Below are 20,473 nucleotides of genomic sequence, written 5' to 3'. Positions count from 1 at the left end.
GAATAGAATATGAAAACGAATTTCATCTTAGTAATTGTTTTCTTTTCTGTTATAGTTTTTGCATTCAAAGTTCAATATCCAACAGGAATTGTTGGATTGACAGAAAAAGACGGCGCAATGGGTTGTATTTGTCACAATTTTGAAAACTCAGATTCAGTTTCAGTGTGGATTGAAGGACCTGATTCATTGGTACTCGGTGCTTCTGCTGAATATAAACTTTACCTTTCCGGAGGTCCCGCAGTTGAAGGTGGTTTCAATCTCGCTGCACTACTTGGCAAAGTTTATTCAATCGATTCATTAACTCAGCGAATGGAGTATGTGCAGGGAGATACGCAGCTAACACATACTCAACCATTAAACTTTGTTGGCGATACGATATTCTGGAGATTTGTTTATGAAGCTCCGGATTCAGTTAGCACAGATACATTATATTCTGTTGGAAATAGTGTTAACGGAGATGGTATTCCAACGGACGCAGATCATTGGAACTTTGGAAGAAAGTTTGTAATCACCATATATGATGCACCAATTTCTGTTGATGAAAATATTCCTGCTCCGAATAATTTTATTCTTTATCAGAATTATCCTAATCCATTTAATCCATCAACAAATATTAGTTGGAAAACAAATAAAGCTGGCAGAAACATCATTAAAATTTATGACATAAACGGAAATGAAATTGAAACATTGGTAGATGGATATTTTGAAGCTGGTGATCATTCAATAATCTTTCAGGCAAATTCTTCAATGACCAGTGGAGTTTATTTGTTAAGATTGATTAGTAATAATCAAAGTCAGACAAAGAAACTTGTATTAATGAAGTAAGATTAACTAAGTTGTCAGTCTTAGATTATCGGAGACTGACAACTTTGATTTTTTGATAAAGAATTTATCTGTTATAACTTTTCTGAAAACTTTTCCTGCGGAATTCTTTCCTCGAATTGCCTTCTTTTACTCTGAAGGATTTTTTGCTACGGTTTTTATTTCTTCCTTCCGAAACTTCAACGGAAATTTTTCTTTTGCCTGAATATTTATTTCTGAATGCAAATAAAATTTTATCAGCATATTCTGAATCAACTTCAAAGAATGAAAAAGTCTTAAGTATTTCAATTTCACCGATTTCAATATCAGTGGTTCCGGTGAATTCATTTATCATATCAATGAGAGTTTTAGGTTTTAAGTTATCAAGCTGACCTAAATTGATGAAAAATCTTTTAAAGTTATAATCAGAAGAACTATTTGACTTATATTTAATTGATTCAACAGGAGTTTCCACATCTTTCAGGTTACTATAGTAACTTAAAAATCTGTTGAACTCAACTGAAACAAATTTTTTGATAAGCTCTTCCCTATCCAACCAATCAAGTTTCTTCATTATTTCAGGAAGAAAAGACTGTATTTTCGAATCATCAACCTCAACTTTTTCCACTCTGTCTACGAGATGAAAAAGCTGTCTCGCGCAAATTTCATTACCTGATGGCACTTTAAGATGTTCAAATTTTTTATTAGTCTGATTTTCAATTGTTCTTAGTTTTGATTTCTCTTTAAGATTTGTGATTACAATGGAAGTTCCTGTTTTTCCTGCTCTTCCGGTTCTGCCACTTCTGTGAGTATAGATTTCCAGTTCATCCGGCAAATTATAATTAATCACATGCGTTAAACTATCAACATCCAATCCGCGAGCTGCAACATCAGTTGCAATAAGTAGCTGAATGTTTCTTTGCCTGAATTTATTCATAACTGTTTCTCGTTGTGCCTGAGATAAATCACCGTGCAAAGCTTCAGCATTGTAACCATCTTTCAATAAAAGATCAGCAACATCCTGAGTTTCGCGTTTAGTCCGGCAAAAGATAATTCCATAAATCTCGGGATAATAATCAACAATTCTTTTCAATGTGAGATAACGATCCTTTGCATTGACTGTGTAACAAATATGTTTGATGTTTTCTGCACCAACATTTTTCTTTCCGATGGTTATTTCAACAGGTTCAAACATAAATTTGTTTGCAATCGCACGAATTTCAGATGACATCGTTGCAGAAAAAAGTAATGTGCTTTTATTATCCGGAGTTGATTTTAATATTTCTTCGAGATCATCTCTGAATCCCATATTCAGCATCTCATCTGCTTCATCAAGAATTATTGTATTAACTTTTGAAAGGTCAACAACTTTTCTTTTCAACAAATCAATTAAGCGTCCCGGTGTTGCAGAAATTATGTGAGCACCACTTCTAACAAGTTGAATTTGCCTTTCAATACTTGAACCACCAAATACTGCAGCAATCTTTACATCGCTTTTGTACTTAGCGAAATCGGAAAGATCATCTGCAATCTGAAGACATAGTTCTCTTGTAGGAGAAAGAATTAAATATTGTGTGTATGATTTTTTAGTATTTACATTCTGAATAATTGGTAATCCGTAAGCTGCAGTTTTTCCGGTGCCAGTTTGAGCTAAACAAATTACATCATTTTCATTATCCTCGAGTAAAACAGGAATTACTTTTTCCTGAACGGTCATTGGATTTTCAAATCCCAGTTCTTTTATAGCAGTAACTATACTATGCTCTAATCCGAGCTCTTCGAAAGTTTTCATTTTTCTCTTTCTTTTATGTTTTAATGTTCAGTAAGAATCTATGCAGATTTATTTATACTGATTGATTCGAACTATTTTTTTTGTGAAGAATAAAGTAGGCAAGAATACTTAAAAGTGCTTCTGGCTGGAAATTTTGCTTTTGAAATCAGAACATCGTCAAATGTTCAATAACCGAAATTACTTCGGAAAAGTAAAATCACTTAATTCTCGCATCAAAGATAAGTAAAAGATTATGATTTCCTATAATTGGATTTGTGATAAAGATTCAATCTGAACAATTAACTGAATTCTTTATTATATTTTCAAATAAAATTCCCGAGGTATTAACAATGAAACATTTATTCTTTCTGCTAATTATTTTTTCATCAATAATTCTTCAGGCACAAGAAATGAAAAAAGCATTTATCAACGGAAAAATCTATACAGTTAATGACAACCAACCTTTAGCTGAAGCAGTAGTCGTTGAAGGTAACAAAATTATTTTTGTCGGCTCATCATCAGATGCTAAAAAACTTATTGATAATTCAACAGAAGTAATTGATCTCAAAGGTAAGTTAATGCTTCCGGGATTTATTGATAATCATGTTCATTTTGTTTCAGGTGGATTTTATTTACTCGGAATTGATTTAAGACCAGCTAACTCTACAACTGAATTTAAAAACATCTTAAAAAATTATGCTGCAAAACATCCCGGCAAATGGATTACCGGTGGTTATTGGAATCATGAAAATTGGGAAGTAAAAGATTTACCCACAAAGGAAATGATTGATGAAGTAGTTCCCGACCAACCTGTTTTTGTTGAAAGACTTGATGGACATATGGGTGTAGCAAATTCATTAGCATTAAAATTAGCTGGAATAACAAAAGAGACAGAAACTCCCGAAGGTGGATTGATAGTAAAAGATATTTCTGGCGAACCAACCGGTGTACTTAAAGACAATGCGATGAATCTGATTTATCGTGTAATTCCCGAACCATCTGACGAAGAAAATTATGAAGCATTGCTCGCTGCACTTGATGAAGCAAAAAAATTAGGCATCACAAGTGTTCACGATATTACTTTTGCTGATGCACTGAAAGCATTTGAAAGAGCAAAGAGCGAAGGAAAATTAACTTGCAGAATTTATACCCGCTGGCCTATTGCTGATTACAAATCCTTGGTTGAAGGAAAGATTAAAGTTGGTTTCGGAGATGACTTAATTAAAATGGGTTCGTTAAAAGCTTTTGCTGATGGTTCACTCGGCTCAAGCACTGCCTGGTTTTTTGAAAAGTACAATCAGGATACAACCACATTTGGCTTACCGATGGATATAATTACAGATGGCAGTATGGAAAAATGGTGTCTCTATGCAGATAAAAATGGATTACAACTTTCGGTTCATGCAATAGGTGATAGAGCAAACTCTTATATGCTTGATTTATTTGAAAAAATCACAAAAGAAAATCCTGAGTGGGATAGAAGATTCAGAATTGAACACGCACAGCATGTAAGATTTCAGGATATACCAAGATTTGCAAAGCTTGGAGTAATTGCTTCAGTTCAGCCATATCATTGTATTGATGATGGTGTTTGGGCTGAAAAAAGAATTGGTCCGGAAAGAATTAAATACACTTATCCATTTAAATCATTTCTCGAAGCTGGTGTAAAATTATGTTTCGGAACCGACTGGTATGTTGCACCACTTAATCCGATGCTCGGACTTTATGCAGCAGTTACAAGAAGAACTTTAGATGATAAAAACCCAGATGGTTGGATTCCCGAACAAAAGATTTCGGTTGAAGATGCAATTAAATGTTATACATTAAATTCAGCTTATGCAGCGTTCGAAGAAAATATAAAAGGTAGTATTGAAGTTGGTAAGCTTGCTGATTTAATTGTTTTGAGTGACGATATTCTAACAATAGACCCTGTTGAGATTAAAGATGCAGAAGTTGTAATGACAGTTTTTGACGGAAAGATTATTTACAGGAAATAAATTTCATTCTCATTTTGTTTTTAGAGATGCAATGTGTAGAGACTTGCCATAACAAGTCTCTGCACAAATTTATTCCAAACTTATTTTCTGAAAACAATTCCTATCCACTCATCCAATTGCATAAAATCAACTTCACTAAAACCGAGCTCAGAATATTTTTCTGTTATGATTTGACGATCACTCTCAAGTAGACCGGAAAGGATTAAAATACCATTTTTACTTAACCTGTTATTTATTTCTTCAGCAAGTTCAACTAAAATATTTCGTTGAATATTTGCTACGATAAGATCAAAATTTCTTTCTGCTATATCTTTTAATTCACACATTCTGACATCAACAATATTATCCACTGAATTAAGTTTAACATTTTCTTTCCCGTTTAGCAGAGACCATTCATCAATATCAAATGCAATAACTTTCGAGGCACCAAGTTTTGCTGCAACAATACTGAGAATTGCTGTCCCGGAACCAACATCAAGTACATTCGAATTTGGTTGAAGATATTTTTCCAAAAACTTCACACATATTTTTGTTGTTGCGTGATCACCTGTTCCAAATGACATTTTGGGATCAAGTGTGATTACAATTTCATCTTTACCCGATTCATATTCTTTAAAAGTTGGTTTGATTACAATCTTATCCGTTATGTGTAAAACTTCCCTGCTCTTTTCCCATTCTTCGTTCCAGTTCTTTTCATGCAGAACATTTTCCTGAACATAATAAGTTCGAATCAAATTATTTTTTCTTAATTCCTCCAAAGCATTTTTTATTTCGTCTTCAGTGATGCTTTGGTCCTGCGTGAATACTTTGATACAGTTTATCTCTTCACTGATACCATCAATATTCAATTCCCAAAGTACTGAAGAGAGTATCTCTGCATTTAATGGTTCTGAAGTGATTAGAAATTCTTTATAGGATTTTTTCATAAAACTGTTTTTATCGAATTAATAATTACTCAATATTTCGCAAATTTTATCCTGAAAATCTCTTGCTCGTTTGGAAGAGCCGACAAAATTCTGCATCATTATTGAAAATGCCAGCAGATGATTTCTTCTTGTTGTAACATATCCTGAAAGACAACTTACACCAGTCAATGTGCCGGTTTTAGCATGAACATTATTAACTGCGTTAGAAAGCTTCATTCTGTTTTCCAAAGTACCATCAACTCCGGCAACAGGAAAAGAATCATAAAGTATCTTGAACCAATCCGGATATTTCTGATAAATATATTTTAATGATTTCACAATCAGCTCTGCGCTGATAACATTATAATGTGAAACTCCGGAACCATCCACTAAGCGATAATTCTCTGAATTTAATCCCAGAGAATCAATAAGTGTTTTAATCATTTTTAACCCGCTGTCGGCTGAAGCAGGTTTTCCAAAATATTTTTCTGACAAAGCATACAAAGTCATCTCAGCGCTAAGATTATCGCTATTCTTATTCAGATTAATTATCACATCTGAATATTTTCTTTTAAATGATTCAAGAAGCTTGCTGTTTTCATTTACCTTCCTCAATCCAATTTCTCCTGAGACTGAAATTCCATTTGAATCCAGAATTTCTCTGAAGACCGTCAGAAAATATTTTTCCGGATTTATGATGTTCACTTTGATTGAATCAATATAGTTTGATTTTCCATTTATTAAAATTTTATTTGTTCCATTAAGCCAATCACGGCTAACTGAAAAAACGGAGTCCTTTTCATTAAAAATTAAATCTACAAAATTTGTTTTCGGATATAACCCGATTGTATTCTCTGAAGTCACGATCGTAACACAATTATCATTAAGATTAAGAGCACTTAATCGTGGAGCGTCTGATGACGGATCATCGTCCCACATCCAACCTTTTCCCCAATACAAAGAATCTTTGAATGAAATATCGCCAAAAATATTTCCGTTTACATGTCTGATATTTTTTTCTTGAATAGAATTTAGAAAATGATAAAAATCATTTGTTGTAAAATCAGGATCGCAACCTCCTTCAAAGTATAGATTTCCATTCAATGTGTCGTTAGATATGTATCCGTCATAATAAAGTCGGGTAGTGAACTCATAATTTTCTCCAAGAAAAATCAATCCGGCAGCACTTGTTAAAATTTTCATGTTTGAAGCTGGTCGAAGAAGCATCTTTTCGTTTTTTTTGAATAAAGTTTTATTTCCGGTAAGATCCTCAACCTGAACAGCAACTAAACAAGTATCAAAAAATTTATTCCCGATTATTTTATTGAGCTTTGTCGATAAGGATTGAGGGAAGGAGATAGTTATTATCAGAAAAGAAAACAGTAGTTTATTAAGCATAATTTTTTCTGTTCAATGATTATTAGCCACGAATTTCACTAATTGACACTAATTAAATGTTTCAGACAGTATCATAAAATTTGATTTTTAGAAATAATGCCGTACTCTGAATTCGGCACCAATTTCTTCTTCAACGACTTTCTTTGCTTTTTCAATTTCAATTTCATCAAAATCAACTACAGTCATTACAACTTTTTCTACAAATGGTTTGCACTTCTTTGCGAAGTCGAGCATTTCATAAAAATGCAATTCATCTACTCGCATTATCTCGGCATATTGTCTTGGATTAAAAGTATTGAAGCTAATTGACACAACATCAATCAATCCTTTCATTTCAGGTGTTATATCGCGTCGATTAATAAAATTTCCGTGACCATTTGTATTCAATCTTGTCTTTCCGCCATGCTCTTTAACATATCTGGCAATTTCTTTAACTAAGTCCCAACGAATTGTTGGCTCACCATAGCCACAAAATACAATTTCATCATATTGTTTGGGATCGCCGATTTCTTTTATATAAACATCTGCGCCAGGCTCTTCCGATTTTGTCATACCAAGATTATATCCTCTTAAAAAAGGATCCTCTTTTCTTCTGCAGAAAACACAATCAGCATTGCATCGGTTGGTTACATTTATGTAAAGTGAATTACCAAGTTTGTAAGTAAAACTCACTTTTGGTTTACTTCCTATTCCAAACATTCTGAAAGCATTCAGTGAAGTTATTCTTGAGATATCCTCAACCGGTGTATTGTGAACTTCTGCTATTTTTTCCGCAACAAGTTTTACGAATGCCGGTTCATTTCTCTTTCCACGATGTGGAACCGGTGTCATAAATGGTGAATCAGTTTCAAGCAACAAATGGTTAAGATCAATGAGCTTCAGAATATTCCTCAGTTGATCACTTTTTTTAAATGTGATATTTCCTGTGAAAGAAATAAAGTGATTCATTTTCATGTACTCAATTGCATCGTTAAGTGAAGCATTGAAACAATGGAAGTGTGCTTTCAATCCTGTTGAACAATATGATGAAATTATTTCCATCATATCCTCATCAGAATCACGATTATGAATGATGACAGGTAATTCAAGTTTAAGCGCAAGTTCTATTTGAGATCGGAATGCTTTTATTTGCTGTGTCCTGGGTGAAAAATCATAGTAATAATCCAAGCCTATTTCACCTATTGCAACAACTTTGGGATTCTTTGCAAGCTGTTCAATTTTACTGAGTAAGGAATCATCCCAATCTTTGGTGTCGTGAGGATGAACTCCAACTGCAGCGTAAATGAAATCGTAATTATCACAAAGTTTAAGTGTTTCTTCAGCAGTTTTGATGTCAGTGGCAGGAACGAGAATGTAATCAACACCATTTTCTTTTGCACGCTTTATAACTTCATCCAAATCATTTTTAAAGTTCTCATAAAAAAGATGTGCGTGAGTATCTACGAACATAAATCAAACTACCTCTCCGATGTGCAATGCATGTTCTTTCATTTCGTGAGCAATCTCAAAAGTTAATCTTTCCTGTTTTGGTGAAACTATAACAACCAAACCAATTCCCAGATTAAAAACATTTCTCATCTCTTCAACAGGAACATTTCCAGTGTTCATAATCAGTTTGAAAATTGCAGGCATTTCCCAATTGCCCCAATGAACATTTAGAGAAAGTCCTTCAGGAATTATACGTTTTGTATTTCCAATAATTCCTCCGCCTGTTATATGAGATAAACCTTTTACTTCAACTTTAGATTTGAGTTCTTTAATCAACTTCAAATAAGATTTATGAACTCTTAGAAGTTCTTCGCCAAGTGTATGACCTAATTCATCGAAGTACTGATCAAGTTTAAATTTTTCAAGCAACACTTTTCTCGCAAGAGAATAACCATTGGTATGAAGTCCATTTGAGGTTATTCCGATTAGTACATCGCCTTTTTGAATTTTTGAACCGTTTATAATTTTTCCTTTCTCAACAATTCCAACAATTGTTCCCGAAACATCATAATCCTCGCCCTGATAAAAGCCGGGCATTTCAGCAGTTTCACCACCAATGAGTGCACAACCATTTTCTTTACAGGCAATTGAGAACCCTTCGATCACTTTTGCGGCTTTATCAGGATTTAATTTTCCGGTTGCGTAATAATCCAAAAAGAAAAGAGGTTCGGCACCACAGACAGCAATATCGTTAACGCAATGGTTTACCAAATCCTGTCCGATAGTATCGTGTTTATCCATTTCGAAAGCAATTTTTAGTTTGGTGCCTACTCCGTCAACGCTGGAAACCAGAACAGGATTTTTATAACCAGTTAAATCGAGTTCATAAAATCCACCGAAAAGCCCGATATCTGACAAAACATTTTTATTGAATGTAGATTTTGCGAATCCTTTTATCTTTTCAATCGTCTTATCGCCTGCAAGGATATCAACACCAGCGGATTTATAAGTTTCTGACAAATTTTTCTCCATATTTTTGTTTGAAAAATTACTATTAACAGTAGTGAATTACAAAGTTTTTTAAATCAATCATCAACTGAACAGAGAGAATTTCACCACAGAAATTTTTGCCATTTATTGATATATTTGCGCACCTAATTTAGAAGATATTATGATGAAAATTGTTCACGAAGAACTAAATGAAAGAGAAAAGCTGATACTTCGTTCAATCGTTCAGCAGTTTATTCTGACTGCTGCTCCGGTTGGTTCGCGCTATATTGCAAAAAAATATGAAGTGGGTTTTTCTCCGGCTACGATAAGAAATGTTATGGCTGATTTGGAAGAGTCGGGTTACATCAATCATCCACATACTTCAGCCGGAAGAGTTCCAACTGATAAAGGTTATCGTTATTATGTCGATTCTCTGATGGAAATTCAAAATCTTAAAGAGGAAGAAAAAGATTTAATTGCAAAATCACTCGAAAATCAGGCAGAAGAACCTGATGATTTACTAAAAATTGCCTCAAAAATTCTAAGCACAGTTACACATCAGATTGCTTGCGTGTCCTATCCGACTTTGGATAAAGCGATATTGAATAAAATCCAATTAGTTGAGCTTTCATCAAATCGTTTACTGGTAATTGTTGCTGTAACTTCCGGAATAATAAAAACAATTACTCTTGAAATGGATTTTGAAGTTAATCCTTCAGTACTTGAATCAGTAGAATCTAAACTTAATGAAAAACTTAGCGGATTAACTTTTGAAGAAATCCGTAATACTTTTAAAGAAAGGTTTGCAGATGTTGAGTCGGAAGAAAAACCAATTATCAGATTATTCTTTGACTCAGCAGATAAAGTCTTCACCGATATTAAGAAAGATGATAAAATTGTTGTAACTGGTGCAACAAATATTATTCATCAGCCAGAGTTTGAGAATCCGGAAAAATTCCAGAGTGTTGTGGAACTTATTGAGAACAAAGATATAATTATTCATATACTTGAAAAACAAAGAAGTGATGTTAAGAATGATATAGTAATCACAATTGGAAGTGAAAATGAAGACGAAAAACTTAAAGAGTATAGTTTGATTACAAAGGAATATGATTTTGGTGATATAAAAGGAGTGCTTGGAATAATTGGTCCAAAGAGAATGGAATATTCAAAAATTGTTTCGATTGTAGCATATATTTCAGAAATACTTTCTGAATTTTTGAAAGGTAATAAGAGATAAAAGGAGGTTTAAGATATGAACGAGAATGAAAATACTCAGGAAATTAACGAATTAAATCAAAATTCAAATCAAAATGAAACGGAAGAACAGAATAAAAAGATGAACGAATCAAACAAAGAAATAAATGTAGAAGAACTTCAGAAAAGAATTGAAGAACTGGAAAAAGAATCAAACGAGTGGAAAGAAAAATTTCTTAGAAAAGCTGCAGAGTTTGAAAACTATAAAAGAAGAACTGAGAATGATCAGCTAAATCTTTTGAACTACGCTGCCGAATCATTCATAAAAAAAATATTGCCTGTTGTAGATGATTTTGAAAGGTCATTAGAACACATCAACGATTCAAATGATTATGAAAAACTTAAAGAAGGTGTTCAGCTTATTTACAATAAACTTATTAAAGTACTGGAAGAACAAGGCGTGAAAAAGATTGAAGCAGTTGGGAAACCATTCGATGTAGAATATCACGACGCATTGATGCAAAGAGAAGACCCATCAGTGCCTCCACATACTGTGCTCGACGAACTTGAAAAAGGTTATATGTACAGAGATAAAGTAATCAGACACTCTAAAGTTGTTGTTAGCTCAGAAGCTCAGGCAGAAGAATAATTATGGCAAAGCGTGACTATTACGAAGTTCTTGGTGTTTCAAGGTCTGCTACTAAAGAAGAATTAAAAAAAGCATATCGCAAACTGGCAATGCAATATCACCCTGACAGAAATCCGGGTGATAAAGAAGCTGAAGAAAAATTCAAAGAAGCTGCTGAAGCTTATGAAGTACTAAGTGATGATACAAAGCGTGCAAATTACGATCGCTTTGGTCACGATGGATTAAGAAATTCAGGATTTAGCGGTGGTGGCTTTACAGACATCAATGATATTTTCTCACACTTCTCAGATATTTTTGGTGGTGGTTCAATCTTCGATGATTTCTTCGGAACTTCTTCAACTAGTTCAAGAAGTCGGAGAAGATCAACCGGAACTCCGGGCTCTGATTTAAGAGTAACGCTTAACTTAACATTAGAAGAAATAGCAACCGGTACTTCCAAAACCATCAAACTAAAAAAGCAAGTAAAGTGTAATGAATGCAACGGAACAGGCGCCGAAAAAGGTAGTTCGAAAAAGACTTGTCCAATTTGCAAAGGAACGGGAGAAATAAGACAAGTTACAAGGTCAGTATTCGGACAATTCGTAAACATCACTCCGTGCCGGACCTGTAATGGCGAAGGAGAAATTGTTGAAGTAGCTTGTACAAAGTGTCACGGAGATGGAAGAGTTACAGAAGAAACTACATTGAAAATTGATGTTCCTGCCGGTGTTCACGAAGGTAGTTATATGACTTTAAGTGGTGAAGGAAATGCTGGTAAGAAAGGTGGAAGAGCCGGTGATTTGATTGTTGTCTTCAAAGAAATTGAACACGAATATTTTGTTCGCGAAGGTGATGATATAATTTACGATCTTCATCTTTCCATTCCGGAAGCAATTTTAGGAACCGAGGTTGAAGTTCCAACTCTCAACGGAAAAGCAATGCTAAAAATTGATCCGGGAACACCTTCAGGCAAAATGTTGAAAATGACAAACAAAGGGATTAAACATCTCAATCAACCAGGATATGGAGATCAGCTTGTCAGAGTTATTGTTGAATTCCCGAAGAAGTTAACAAACAGAGAAAAGGAACTTCTGAAAGAGCTTTCTGAACAACCAAATTTCAAAGGTAAGATTACAGAGGGTAAAGGATTTTTCAGAAAGTTCGGATTGTAATTTTATGTTTGAAAAACTTTCGAAAAAACTCAATCTTACTCAAACTGAATTAAAGATATCAGGATTTTTAATTCTGACTTTAATTGTTGGTATTCTTATAAAATTTATTTTCGGTATAAACGAAAAAACTGATCTTACTTTTTATAATTACGCTCAAATAGACAGCATTTTTTTCAGTTCGGATGAAAATGATGGTAATAATTCAGAAATAATAAATAAAAATGTTGATTATAAGCAGGAAGTTTTCGATTTTAACAAACAAAGTTTTAATAATGTTTATACAAAGCAATTACCTGCTGAAAAAAGTATAAATCTAAACAAGGCAACAAAGCAGGAATTAATGAGTCTTCCGGGAATCGGAGAAACGACAGCAAAAAACATAATCGAACTTCGGGAAAAAATTGGAAGATTTCGGAAACCTGAAGACTTATTAAAAGTAAAAGGAATTGGTTCTAAAAAATTAGATAAAATTATTAACTACATTTTTATTGATTAAGAAATTATTATTCCGGAGGTAAAATGTCCATTACAAATCATACTAATGAAGATCCCTGGTATGTTCATGTTGCTCTTTATACAGTTATAGCAATACTAACTGTTATACTTATTAAAGTTGCCATAATTGATCCAAAAGAAATTATGGAAAGAGAAGCTTATTATAAAAAAGAAGCTCGCCTTAGAATGACAAACCTAAAACAAGCAGAAATTCTCTGGCAAAAGAAGAACGGATCTTTTACAGATAATCTTGATGCACTTATTAATTTCGTTAAAACAGATAAATTCGTTGACAGTATTGTTAATTCAATTGATCCTGTAACAAACAAAAGTTCTAATCCTTTTGTAAAGCTTTCGCATGGAGAATTTACTCCGGATAGTTTATTCAAAACTCCAAAATCTCAACAAAGATTTATCGTCAGAATAGATAGCTCAGAAGCTGTTGATTCTGTTGTTACTCCAGCCGGCAAACTTCTTCGAGTGGAAAAGAAAATTGTAAAAGGTACAAGATACCTGATTGAAGATCCTGATGGATATGGTACGGTTGGAAGTCTTGACAATGATGCTCTGAAAAACACAGCTTCATGGGAATAACAAATTTATCTGATGGCTGGATTTGAAAATCATGCAGGTTTTAGTTTATCCAGTACCAAATTACAGGTTGTTGAGGTTAACTATGTCGGTGATCAGTTCCGGCTTGTAAATGTTGACGAAGCTTACTTCAACGACCCAATTGATTTTGATAATGATAAAGACACAAAAATAAGCGCTCTGCTTCAGGGCGCTTATGATGAATTGCTGATTAAAAAACCTCTCAATTGTTCCGCTGTTTCATTCACACTTCCCTTTGAATTACTTTATTCGATGCAAATCCCTTATGAAAATACTTTGTTATATCGTGATCTGATTGAAGAATTCCGATGGGAATTATCAGTACTTTATCCATTCGCCCCGGTTAAAAATTTAGCCATTCAATTTTTTGAAATTGAAAGATGTATTTTTAATGAAACAGCAAGCGCTTTGGTTTTTGCCGTACCACGAAGATTCATTCAACTTTTAGATAACTTTTGCAAGAAAAATAATCTTCGGCTCAGATTCGTAGATAATCTTCATCTTGCCGCAGAAAGATCTCTTTCACTAAGTAATGCAATAGTTTATAAAGGACTTACTTTAAGCATTCACTTCAACAACAAATATCTTTCTATATTATTTGCATTCAACGGGAAACCTTTGTACTTCAAAGTAATTCCGCTTAAGGATGCCAGCGAAATTCCTGATCATCTCATTCGGGAAACACATCATTCTTCCACACTGAAAATCGAGAGAAGCCAGATAGAAGCAGCATTCATCTCAGGTGATGAGATTTCTGGCTCAGTAGTTCAGACATTGAAGAAAGTATTAGGACTAGATTTTATTCTGTTCAATCCTTTCGATAAAATCAGACCTCTGCCGCAACTTTACGAGAATAAATATTATCTTGAAAAGTATAACTCCTTTGCACCTGCTGCCGGAATAGCATTCAGAATTGGTTAATCGCAGATAATTTTATGAGAATGAGAATAATTTCTGGTTATTTGAAAGGTAGATTTTTTAATGTCCCTCAATCAAAATTTATAAGACCAACCACCGATAGAGTAAGAGAAACATTATTCAACATACTAAATAACTTAATTGATTTTGAAGGAATAGAAGTTCTTGATTTGTATTCAGGTTCAGGCTCGCTTGGTTTCGAATGTATCAGTCGCGGAGCAAAATCAGTTCTTTTTGTAGAGAAGAATAATATGATTTATAAAAATCTTAATGAGAATATCAAATCACTTGAGATTGAAAACAAATGTTCTGTAGTGCGTTCCGAAGCCATTGTGTTCACAAGAAAAAAAAGTACTAAATCCTTTGATTTGATATTAGCTGATCCTCCTTTCTTTGAATATGATATTTATAATGTTGTTGAAAATCTAAAACAAAATGGTTATATGAATTCTGAAAGCTTGCTGATTATCGAAAGATCAATCCAGACCAAAGAAAAAGATATTGAAAACTTTAAAGTAGAACCATTCAGAATCATTGGTGACGCGTGTTTATACAAAATAACTATCTGATAATATTATTATTTCTGATTTTATCACTAAATCTAAATTCCCAAACTTTCCAGCGAGTTACCAATGAACCTATAATTATTGGTGAATCAGGAATTTATAAAAACATATTTTCCGGTGGTTTAAATAATCCCGAAACACAGTTCATTGATATTGATTCTGATAACGATTTTGATTTATTCGTGCTGAACAGCGATGGTACATTTGATTTTTATTTGAATACAGGTAGTCGTTTTCAGCCTGTATTTGAATTACAACTTTCTCCACCATCCGGATTATCTTTTAAAGATTGGTTTTACTTTGTTGATATTGATAATGATAATGACTTCGATTACTTCACTGCTAACGGAAGTTTTGTTAGCCTTTATTTGAACAAAGGAAATCCTTCTTCTCCAAATTTTATTTTGCTTATTGATACACTTAAAGATATAAACTCACAAATTATCTACGCTGAATTTGGAAGCAATCCTACTCTTGCAGATATTGATTCAGATGGTGATTATGATTTCTTTTTTGGTAATACAGCCGGTACAGTAACATTTTATGAAAATATCGGTTCTGCGGAACAATTTGCATTCAATTTTGTGACGAACTTCTGGCAGGATATTCTGATCATTGGTACAGCAAAAAATTCTGAGAATAAGCACGGTGCAAGCTCACTTGAATTTTTCGATTATGAAAATGATGGCGATCTTGATTTACTTTGGGGAGATTTTTTCAGCAATAGTTTATACTTTCTTAAAAATAATGGAACTCCCTTCTCGCCTGAGATGCAACTATTGTCCCCTGTTTTTCCGTTTAACTCAGATAGCGTGAATACACAAGGATTTAATATGCCAAGAGTCGTTGATATTAATGGAGATTCCGACTTAGACTTATTTGTAAGTGTTCTTTATGATCCTACTGTTAAACAATCGCTAATGTTTTATGAAAATATTGGAAATCAAACTTCACCAGACTACTCTAAAGTTTCTGATGATTACTTCTATACATTTGATGTAGGTAACAATTCTCATTCAGCTTTTGTTGATATTGATTCCGACGGTGATAATGATTTATTTGTCGGTAGTGTAAATAATCCGCTTGGCACAATCTGGTATTTTGAAAATACAGGCAATTCATCACAACCTCAATTTCAATTAATTACCAAACAATTTTCCGGCATTACTAATGACTTATCCGCAGTTCCTGCATTTGGTGATTTGGACAATGATAGTGATTTTGAATTAATAGTAGGAAGATTCGATGGAACCTTTGAATTATATTTAAACACCGGCAATCGTTTTAATCCTAATTTTGTTTCTGAGGGAGTTTTGAGAGATAATAATTCGATTATAATAGATGTAGGAACAAGCTCAATTCCATTACTATATGATTTTGATTCTGACAATGATTTAGATCTGATTTGTGGTGCCTTCAATGGAAAGCTTTACTATTATAAAAATATTGGTACATCTGAAAATTTTTCTTTTGAATATGTTCCATCATTTTTTCAAACGATTGATGTTGGTGATAACAGTGCACCTGAAATAATTGATTTTGATGTTGATGGAGTAAATGATTTATTCTGTGGTAATAGAAATGGAAAAATATTTTACTTCCGTAATACAGGAACAAACGAAATTCCTGTTTGGCACCAACAACAAACTGAATTTCAACAATATAATTTCGGAGGATTTTCTCAAATAACATTCACAGACATTGATAACGATTTTGACCTGGATGTATGTATTGGTAATGTAAAGGGAGGAATCTATTTTTTCAGAAATACGACTGTCAACTCAGTCGAAGACAATTCTTCATACACACCAGATGAATTTTATTTGGAAATTTTTCCAAATCCCACTAACTCTACAACAAATTTATTGCTAAAGTCAAACACTTCAGATTTTGTAACAATTGATATATATAATATTTTGGGAGAAAAGATTGAGAATATTTATTCTGGAATTTTAAACTCCGGTAATCATACTTTCATTTGGGAAGCCGAAAAAAATCAAAATTTAATAAACTCATCCGGGGTATTCATTGTTTTGGCAAAGAGCAGCAATAAAACTGTTGCTCAGAAAATTGTATTATTAAAATAAATTTTAAAAACACTTCATCTTTTTTCTAAAATATTTCATTGGAGAAGTTTAATGAGAAACTTTCTGTTCATAATTTTGATTTTGTTTGTGCAAAATTCAAATTCTCAAACTAATGTGACTCTCCTTAGTAATTTCAATCCTTATCCTACAATCGGATATAATGATATTTGGGGTTATGTTGATTCCCAGGGAAGAGAATATGCATTGCTTGGTACACAACACGGAACTTCAATAGTTAATGTAACCAATCCAACAAATCCTGTTGAAGTTGCATTTATTCCTGGACCAAATTCCATTTGGCGTGATATTAAAGTACATTCTCATTATGCTTACATTGTTACTGAAGGAACCGGAACAGGCAGAGGACTTCAAATAGTTGATTTATCAAACTTACCGAATTCAGCTACACTTGTTAATACGATTGAAACCTGGTTTACTCGTGCTCATAATATTTTTATTGATAATGGTTATGCTTATGTAATCGGAACGAATAATGGTGGAGGTATGCATATTCTGGATTTATCAAATCCGATTAATCCAACAAGAACTGCATATTATCTCGGAAGTAATTATATACACGATGTTTATGTTTGGAACGATACAGTAGTTGCTGCTGCAGAAGATTCATATGATTTAATTGATGTTTCTAATAAATCTAATCCTGTTCTTATCTCAGTCAGTCCTTCATTACCCGGAATTTATGCCCACAGTGGTTGGATGACTGAAGACAAAAGATATTTTGTAGGTACTGAAGAATTTGATGTAAGAGACGTAACAGTTTGGGATCTTCAGGATCGAACCAGTTGGGACCTGGTTGTTCCAACCTGGCAAATGAATAATCCGACGCCAACAAGCGGAGATCCTGTCCATAATTTATTTATCAAGGGAAATTATGCTCACATTTCTTATTATAAACATGGTTATGTAGTTCTTGATATTTCAGATCCTTCAAATCCATTTCTTGCCGGAGAATATGACACTTATTCATCAAATAGTGGTACTTATAATGGTGCCTGGGGTTGTTATCCATATCTGCCATCAGGCATTACATTAATTTCAGATATCAGTACAGGTTTATATGTTTTACAGTTCAATCCACCAAGCAACATTCCTCCACAGATTAGTCACTTCAATCAAAGTTTAGTTTATACAGATTCGGCTGTGATAATATCTGCAAATATTTCAGATGATGGACAAATTACGGGAGCTAATCTCCATTACAGAACTGTAAGAGATGAGTTAACTTCAGATTGGTTCACCATTACAGATAACAATGGTCCAAGCGGTTCTTTATATGAGTTTATAATTCCTGGCCAACCTAACAGAACCGAAGTCCAATACTACATTGCAGCAGTAGATAATGATAATAATGTCTCAACCCTTCCTGAAGGTGGCTCAGGGATTAATCCTCTTGGTGAAAATCCACCTCCAAGTTTTTTTAATTACTTTGTCAAAATTCCCGGACAGTTAGTAGTAAACGGATTTTCTCCTTCATCTGATACTACAATTTTGAACAATGGAGAAGTTCCATTCCTTGTGAATGTAGCTGATACAAGTTTATTAAATATAACATATCAATGGTTCAGAAATGGTAATGCTGTTTTTAATAATAATGGAAATTCATATCTGTATCGTTCACTAACAATTTATCCGGCACCAAGGACTGATTCAGTTCGGGTTGTGTTTAGCAATGGATTTTATACTAATGAACTTACCTGGCAGATTTTTGTAGAGCCACTTACAAGTAGTGATTATAATACCACAGTTTATGAATATAATCTTGAACAAAACTTTCCAAATCCATTCAATCCGTCTACTGATATTTCCTTTAAATTAAAAGAATCAGGAAATGTGAAGATAGAAGTCTTTAACACTTTGGGACAGAGTGTTAGTGTTTTATTGGATGAATTTCGGACTGCCGGTGCATATAAGATTAAATTCGATGCTTCTTTATTACCATCAGGAATTTATTTAGCAAAGATGACATCTGGAGATTTTTCAAAAACAATTAAAATGAGTTTAATGAAATGAGAAAAATTTTATTCTTAATTCTATTTGTTAGTTTTATTTCAATTATAATTGTATCCTGCGGAGAAGGATTAAGCGATCCTCCAACAGGTATTGATGAGAATAATAACGGTTTTGAAAGCCCGGGCGTTGCTGATGTTTTTGTAAACAGTTGTGCTACAGCAGGATGTCATTCCGGGACAAATCCTGCTGGTGACATTTCAATGGAAAAATACTCATCGCTTATTAAAGGTGCAGTTCATCCGCATCAGGGACACAATGCAGAATTTGAAGGTGAAGTTTTGATTCCATTCAATTCAGCTAAAAGTTTAATTTATCAGATTATTGAAGGCAATGTAACTCCAATTAGTCCACACGAAAATTTAAATCTCTCATCGGAACAAAAATCCCGTATAAAAAACTGGATTGATAACGGAGCTAAAAATAATCTGGGAGAAATTCCTTTCACCAATCCATCATACAGAGTTTATGTATGCAATCAATCCAGTGATTTTGTTTCTGTTATTGATGGAGACTTTAAAGTTGTATCAAGAATAGTTGATGTATCGGCTACACCTACAACAGATTCGCCTCATATGATAAAAGAATTTGGAGATTATTATTATGTAACTCTTATCTCTGCAGGTAAATTTCTAAAGATAAGAAAATCAGATAACCAAATAGTTGCTTCTGCGGATGGGATTGAAAAAGCCGGGATGATTCAAATAACAAGTGATGGTTCTATCGCTTTTGTTTCACGATCATCAACTTCACCAAGTATTTACAATTCTGTTTATGCGATAAGATTATCTGATATGTCAGTTATTCAGGAAATAACATTACCTGTTACAGGCGTGCCTCATGCAATTGCGCTCACTCCGAATGATTCAATACTTTATGTCGCTAATCTTACCAAAGACAGAATAAGTAAAGTAAACGCAAGAACTTTAGAATTTATTGATGACATCATTCTTCCATCAGGAACAGAACCGATGCAAGCTAACTGTTCACCGGATGGGAATTATGTTTACATATCTGCAAGAGGTACGAATAAGCTTCTTGTATTGAGTACCTTGTCCGACTCCATAATTTCAGAAATTGATGTTAACAATGCACCCATGCACATTGCTGTATCTTCTGATGGAAATAAAATTTTTGTTGCTACTATGGGCAATCATATGTCAGGCGATCATGGAAATGTTGAAGTAATTGAAAAATCCGGTGAATCCTGGAATAAGTTTACAACTATTACTGATCATCGTTTCAGTATGCCGCACGGTTGCGATATTTCAGCAGATAATAATTATTTATATGTTTCAAGCAGAAATACCTCAGGAATGTTCACACCAAAATTTAAGGTGAATGGTGAAGGAACAAATGGAAATCTTGCAATTATTGATACTCGAACAATGAGTGTAATTAAAGTCCTGGAGCTTGAAGAATATCCATCTGGTTTGGTAGTAGAGAAATAGAAGTTTTTTTATAACAATCCAAATCATAA

At 33.6% G+C, this 20,473-nt stretch carries 17 protein-coding genes; 12 read left to right on the top strand and 5 right to left on the bottom strand.

The genetic code is table 11. From position 1 onward, the window contains the following. The first annotated feature begins 9 nt into the window (after positions 1-9). Positions 10-825: a T9SS type A sorting domain-containing protein gene (locus Q0X14_RS00350; protein ID WP_297840885.1), complete on the top strand. Its 816-nt coding sequence runs from the start codon at positions 10-12 to the stop codon at positions 823-825. Positions 826-889: 64 nt separating this feature from the next. On the opposite strand, the gene Q0X14_RS00345 is transcribed toward Q0X14_RS00350, so the two are convergent. Continuing rightward, positions 890-2,593 carry a DEAD/DEAH box helicase gene (locus Q0X14_RS00345; RefSeq protein WP_297840884.1) on the bottom strand — a complete coding sequence of 568 codons (1,704 nt, stop codon included), beginning with the start codon at positions 2,591-2,593 and terminating at the stop codon, positions 890-892. A 329-nt stretch (positions 2,594-2,922) separates the two neighbouring features. Here Q0X14_RS00345 and Q0X14_RS00340 point away from each other — a divergent pair, with 329 nt between their 5' ends. Next, positions 2,923-4,569 carry an amidohydrolase gene (locus tag Q0X14_RS00340; protein WP_297840881.1) on the top strand — a complete coding sequence of 549 codons (1,647 nt, stop codon included), beginning with the start codon at positions 2,923-2,925 and terminating at the stop codon, positions 4,567-4,569. A gap of 80 nt (positions 4,570-4,649) precedes the next feature. On the opposite strand, the gene prmA is transcribed toward Q0X14_RS00340, so the two are convergent. The 4 genes from prmA to purM form a co-directional block, all read right to left on the bottom strand. Then, positions 4,650-5,495, bottom strand: a complete 846-nt coding sequence (gene prmA / locus Q0X14_RS00335; RefSeq protein ID WP_297840879.1) for a 50S ribosomal protein L11 methyltransferase — start codon at positions 5,493-5,495, stop codon at positions 4,650-4,652. A gap of 18 nt (positions 5,496-5,513) precedes the next feature. Further along, the gene (gene dacB / locus Q0X14_RS00330; RefSeq protein WP_297840876.1) at positions 5,514-6,872 is read right to left on the bottom strand and encodes a D-alanyl-D-alanine carboxypeptidase/D-alanyl-D-alanine-endopeptidase; all 1,359 of its coding nucleotides are present in this window, start codon (positions 6,870-6,872) and stop codon (positions 5,514-5,516) included. An 87-nt stretch (positions 6,873-6,959) separates the two neighbouring features. Continuing rightward, positions 6,960-8,321, bottom strand: coding sequence for a TatD family hydrolase (locus tag Q0X14_RS00325; protein ID WP_297840872.1), 1,362 nt, complete (start codon positions 8,319-8,321; stop codon positions 6,960-6,962). Positions 8,322-8,324: 3 nt separating this feature from the next. Beyond that, positions 8,325-9,320: a phosphoribosylformylglycinamidine cyclo-ligase gene (gene purM / locus Q0X14_RS00320; RefSeq protein WP_297840869.1), complete on the bottom strand. Its 996-nt coding sequence runs from the start codon at positions 9,318-9,320 to the stop codon at positions 8,325-8,327. Positions 9,321-9,471: 151 nt separating this feature from the next. Here purM and hrcA point away from each other — a divergent pair, with 151 nt between their 5' ends. From hrcA to Q0X14_RS00270, 10 genes are read left to right on the top strand one after another with little or no spacing between them, the layout of a single operon-like run. After that, positions 9,472-10,530, top strand: a complete 1,059-nt coding sequence (gene hrcA, locus Q0X14_RS00315) for a heat-inducible transcriptional repressor HrcA (RefSeq protein ID WP_297840866.1) — start codon at positions 9,472-9,474, stop codon at positions 10,528-10,530. Positions 10,531-10,545: 15 nt separating this feature from the next. Further along, a complete protein-coding gene (gene grpE / locus Q0X14_RS00310; RefSeq protein ID WP_297840863.1) occupies positions 10,546-11,136 on the top strand; it encodes a nucleotide exchange factor GrpE in 591 nt (196 codons plus the stop codon). 2 nt (positions 11,137-11,138) lie between these two features. After that, positions 11,139-12,287, top strand: coding sequence for a molecular chaperone DnaJ (dnaJ, locus tag Q0X14_RS00305; RefSeq protein WP_297840861.1), 1,149 nt, complete (start codon positions 11,139-11,141; stop codon positions 12,285-12,287). Positions 12,288-12,291: 4 nt separating this feature from the next. After that, positions 12,292-12,783, top strand: a complete 492-nt coding sequence (locus tag Q0X14_RS00300; RefSeq protein WP_297840859.1) for a helix-hairpin-helix domain-containing protein — start codon at positions 12,292-12,294, stop codon at positions 12,781-12,783. Between the two features lie 23 nt (positions 12,784-12,806). Next, entirely contained in the window at positions 12,807-13,376 is a 570-nt protein-coding gene (locus tag Q0X14_RS00295) for a hypothetical protein (protein WP_297840857.1), read from the top strand. A 12-nt stretch (positions 13,377-13,388) separates the two neighbouring features. Further along, positions 13,389-14,315 carry a hypothetical protein gene (locus Q0X14_RS00290; RefSeq protein WP_014559952.1) on the top strand — a complete coding sequence of 309 codons (927 nt, stop codon included), beginning with the start codon at positions 13,389-13,391 and terminating at the stop codon, positions 14,313-14,315. Positions 14,316-14,329: 14 nt separating this feature from the next. Continuing rightward, positions 14,330-14,881, top strand: a complete 552-nt coding sequence (gene rsmD, locus Q0X14_RS00285) for a 16S rRNA (guanine(966)-N(2))-methyltransferase RsmD (RefSeq protein ID WP_297840853.1) — start codon at positions 14,330-14,332, stop codon at positions 14,879-14,881. Continuing rightward, the gene (locus tag Q0X14_RS00280) at positions 14,857-16,965 is read left to right on the top strand and encodes an FG-GAP-like repeat-containing protein (protein ID WP_297840851.1); all 2,109 of its coding nucleotides are present in this window, start codon (positions 14,857-14,859) and stop codon (positions 16,963-16,965) included. Before rsmD ends, Q0X14_RS00280 begins: the two co-directional genes overlap by 25 nt. 51 nt (positions 16,966-17,016) lie before the next feature. Next, a complete protein-coding gene (locus Q0X14_RS00275) occupies positions 17,017-18,996 on the top strand; it encodes a choice-of-anchor B family protein (protein WP_297840849.1) in 1,980 nt (659 codons plus the stop codon). After that, positions 18,993-20,444 carry a hypothetical protein gene (locus Q0X14_RS00270; protein WP_297840846.1) on the top strand — a complete coding sequence of 484 codons (1,452 nt, stop codon included), beginning with the start codon at positions 18,993-18,995 and terminating at the stop codon, positions 20,442-20,444. Before Q0X14_RS00275 ends, Q0X14_RS00270 begins: the two co-directional genes overlap by 4 nt. Positions 20,445-20,473 lie beyond the last annotated feature (29 nt).

This window comes from Ignavibacterium sp., assembly GCF_025998815.1.
In the GTDB taxonomy this organism is placed as follows: Bacteria; Bacteroidota; Ignavibacteria; order Ignavibacteriales; family Ignavibacteriaceae; genus Ignavibacterium.
Note: the sequence above shows the minus strand (reverse complement) of the source record. Positions and strands in the feature narration are given on the sequence as shown.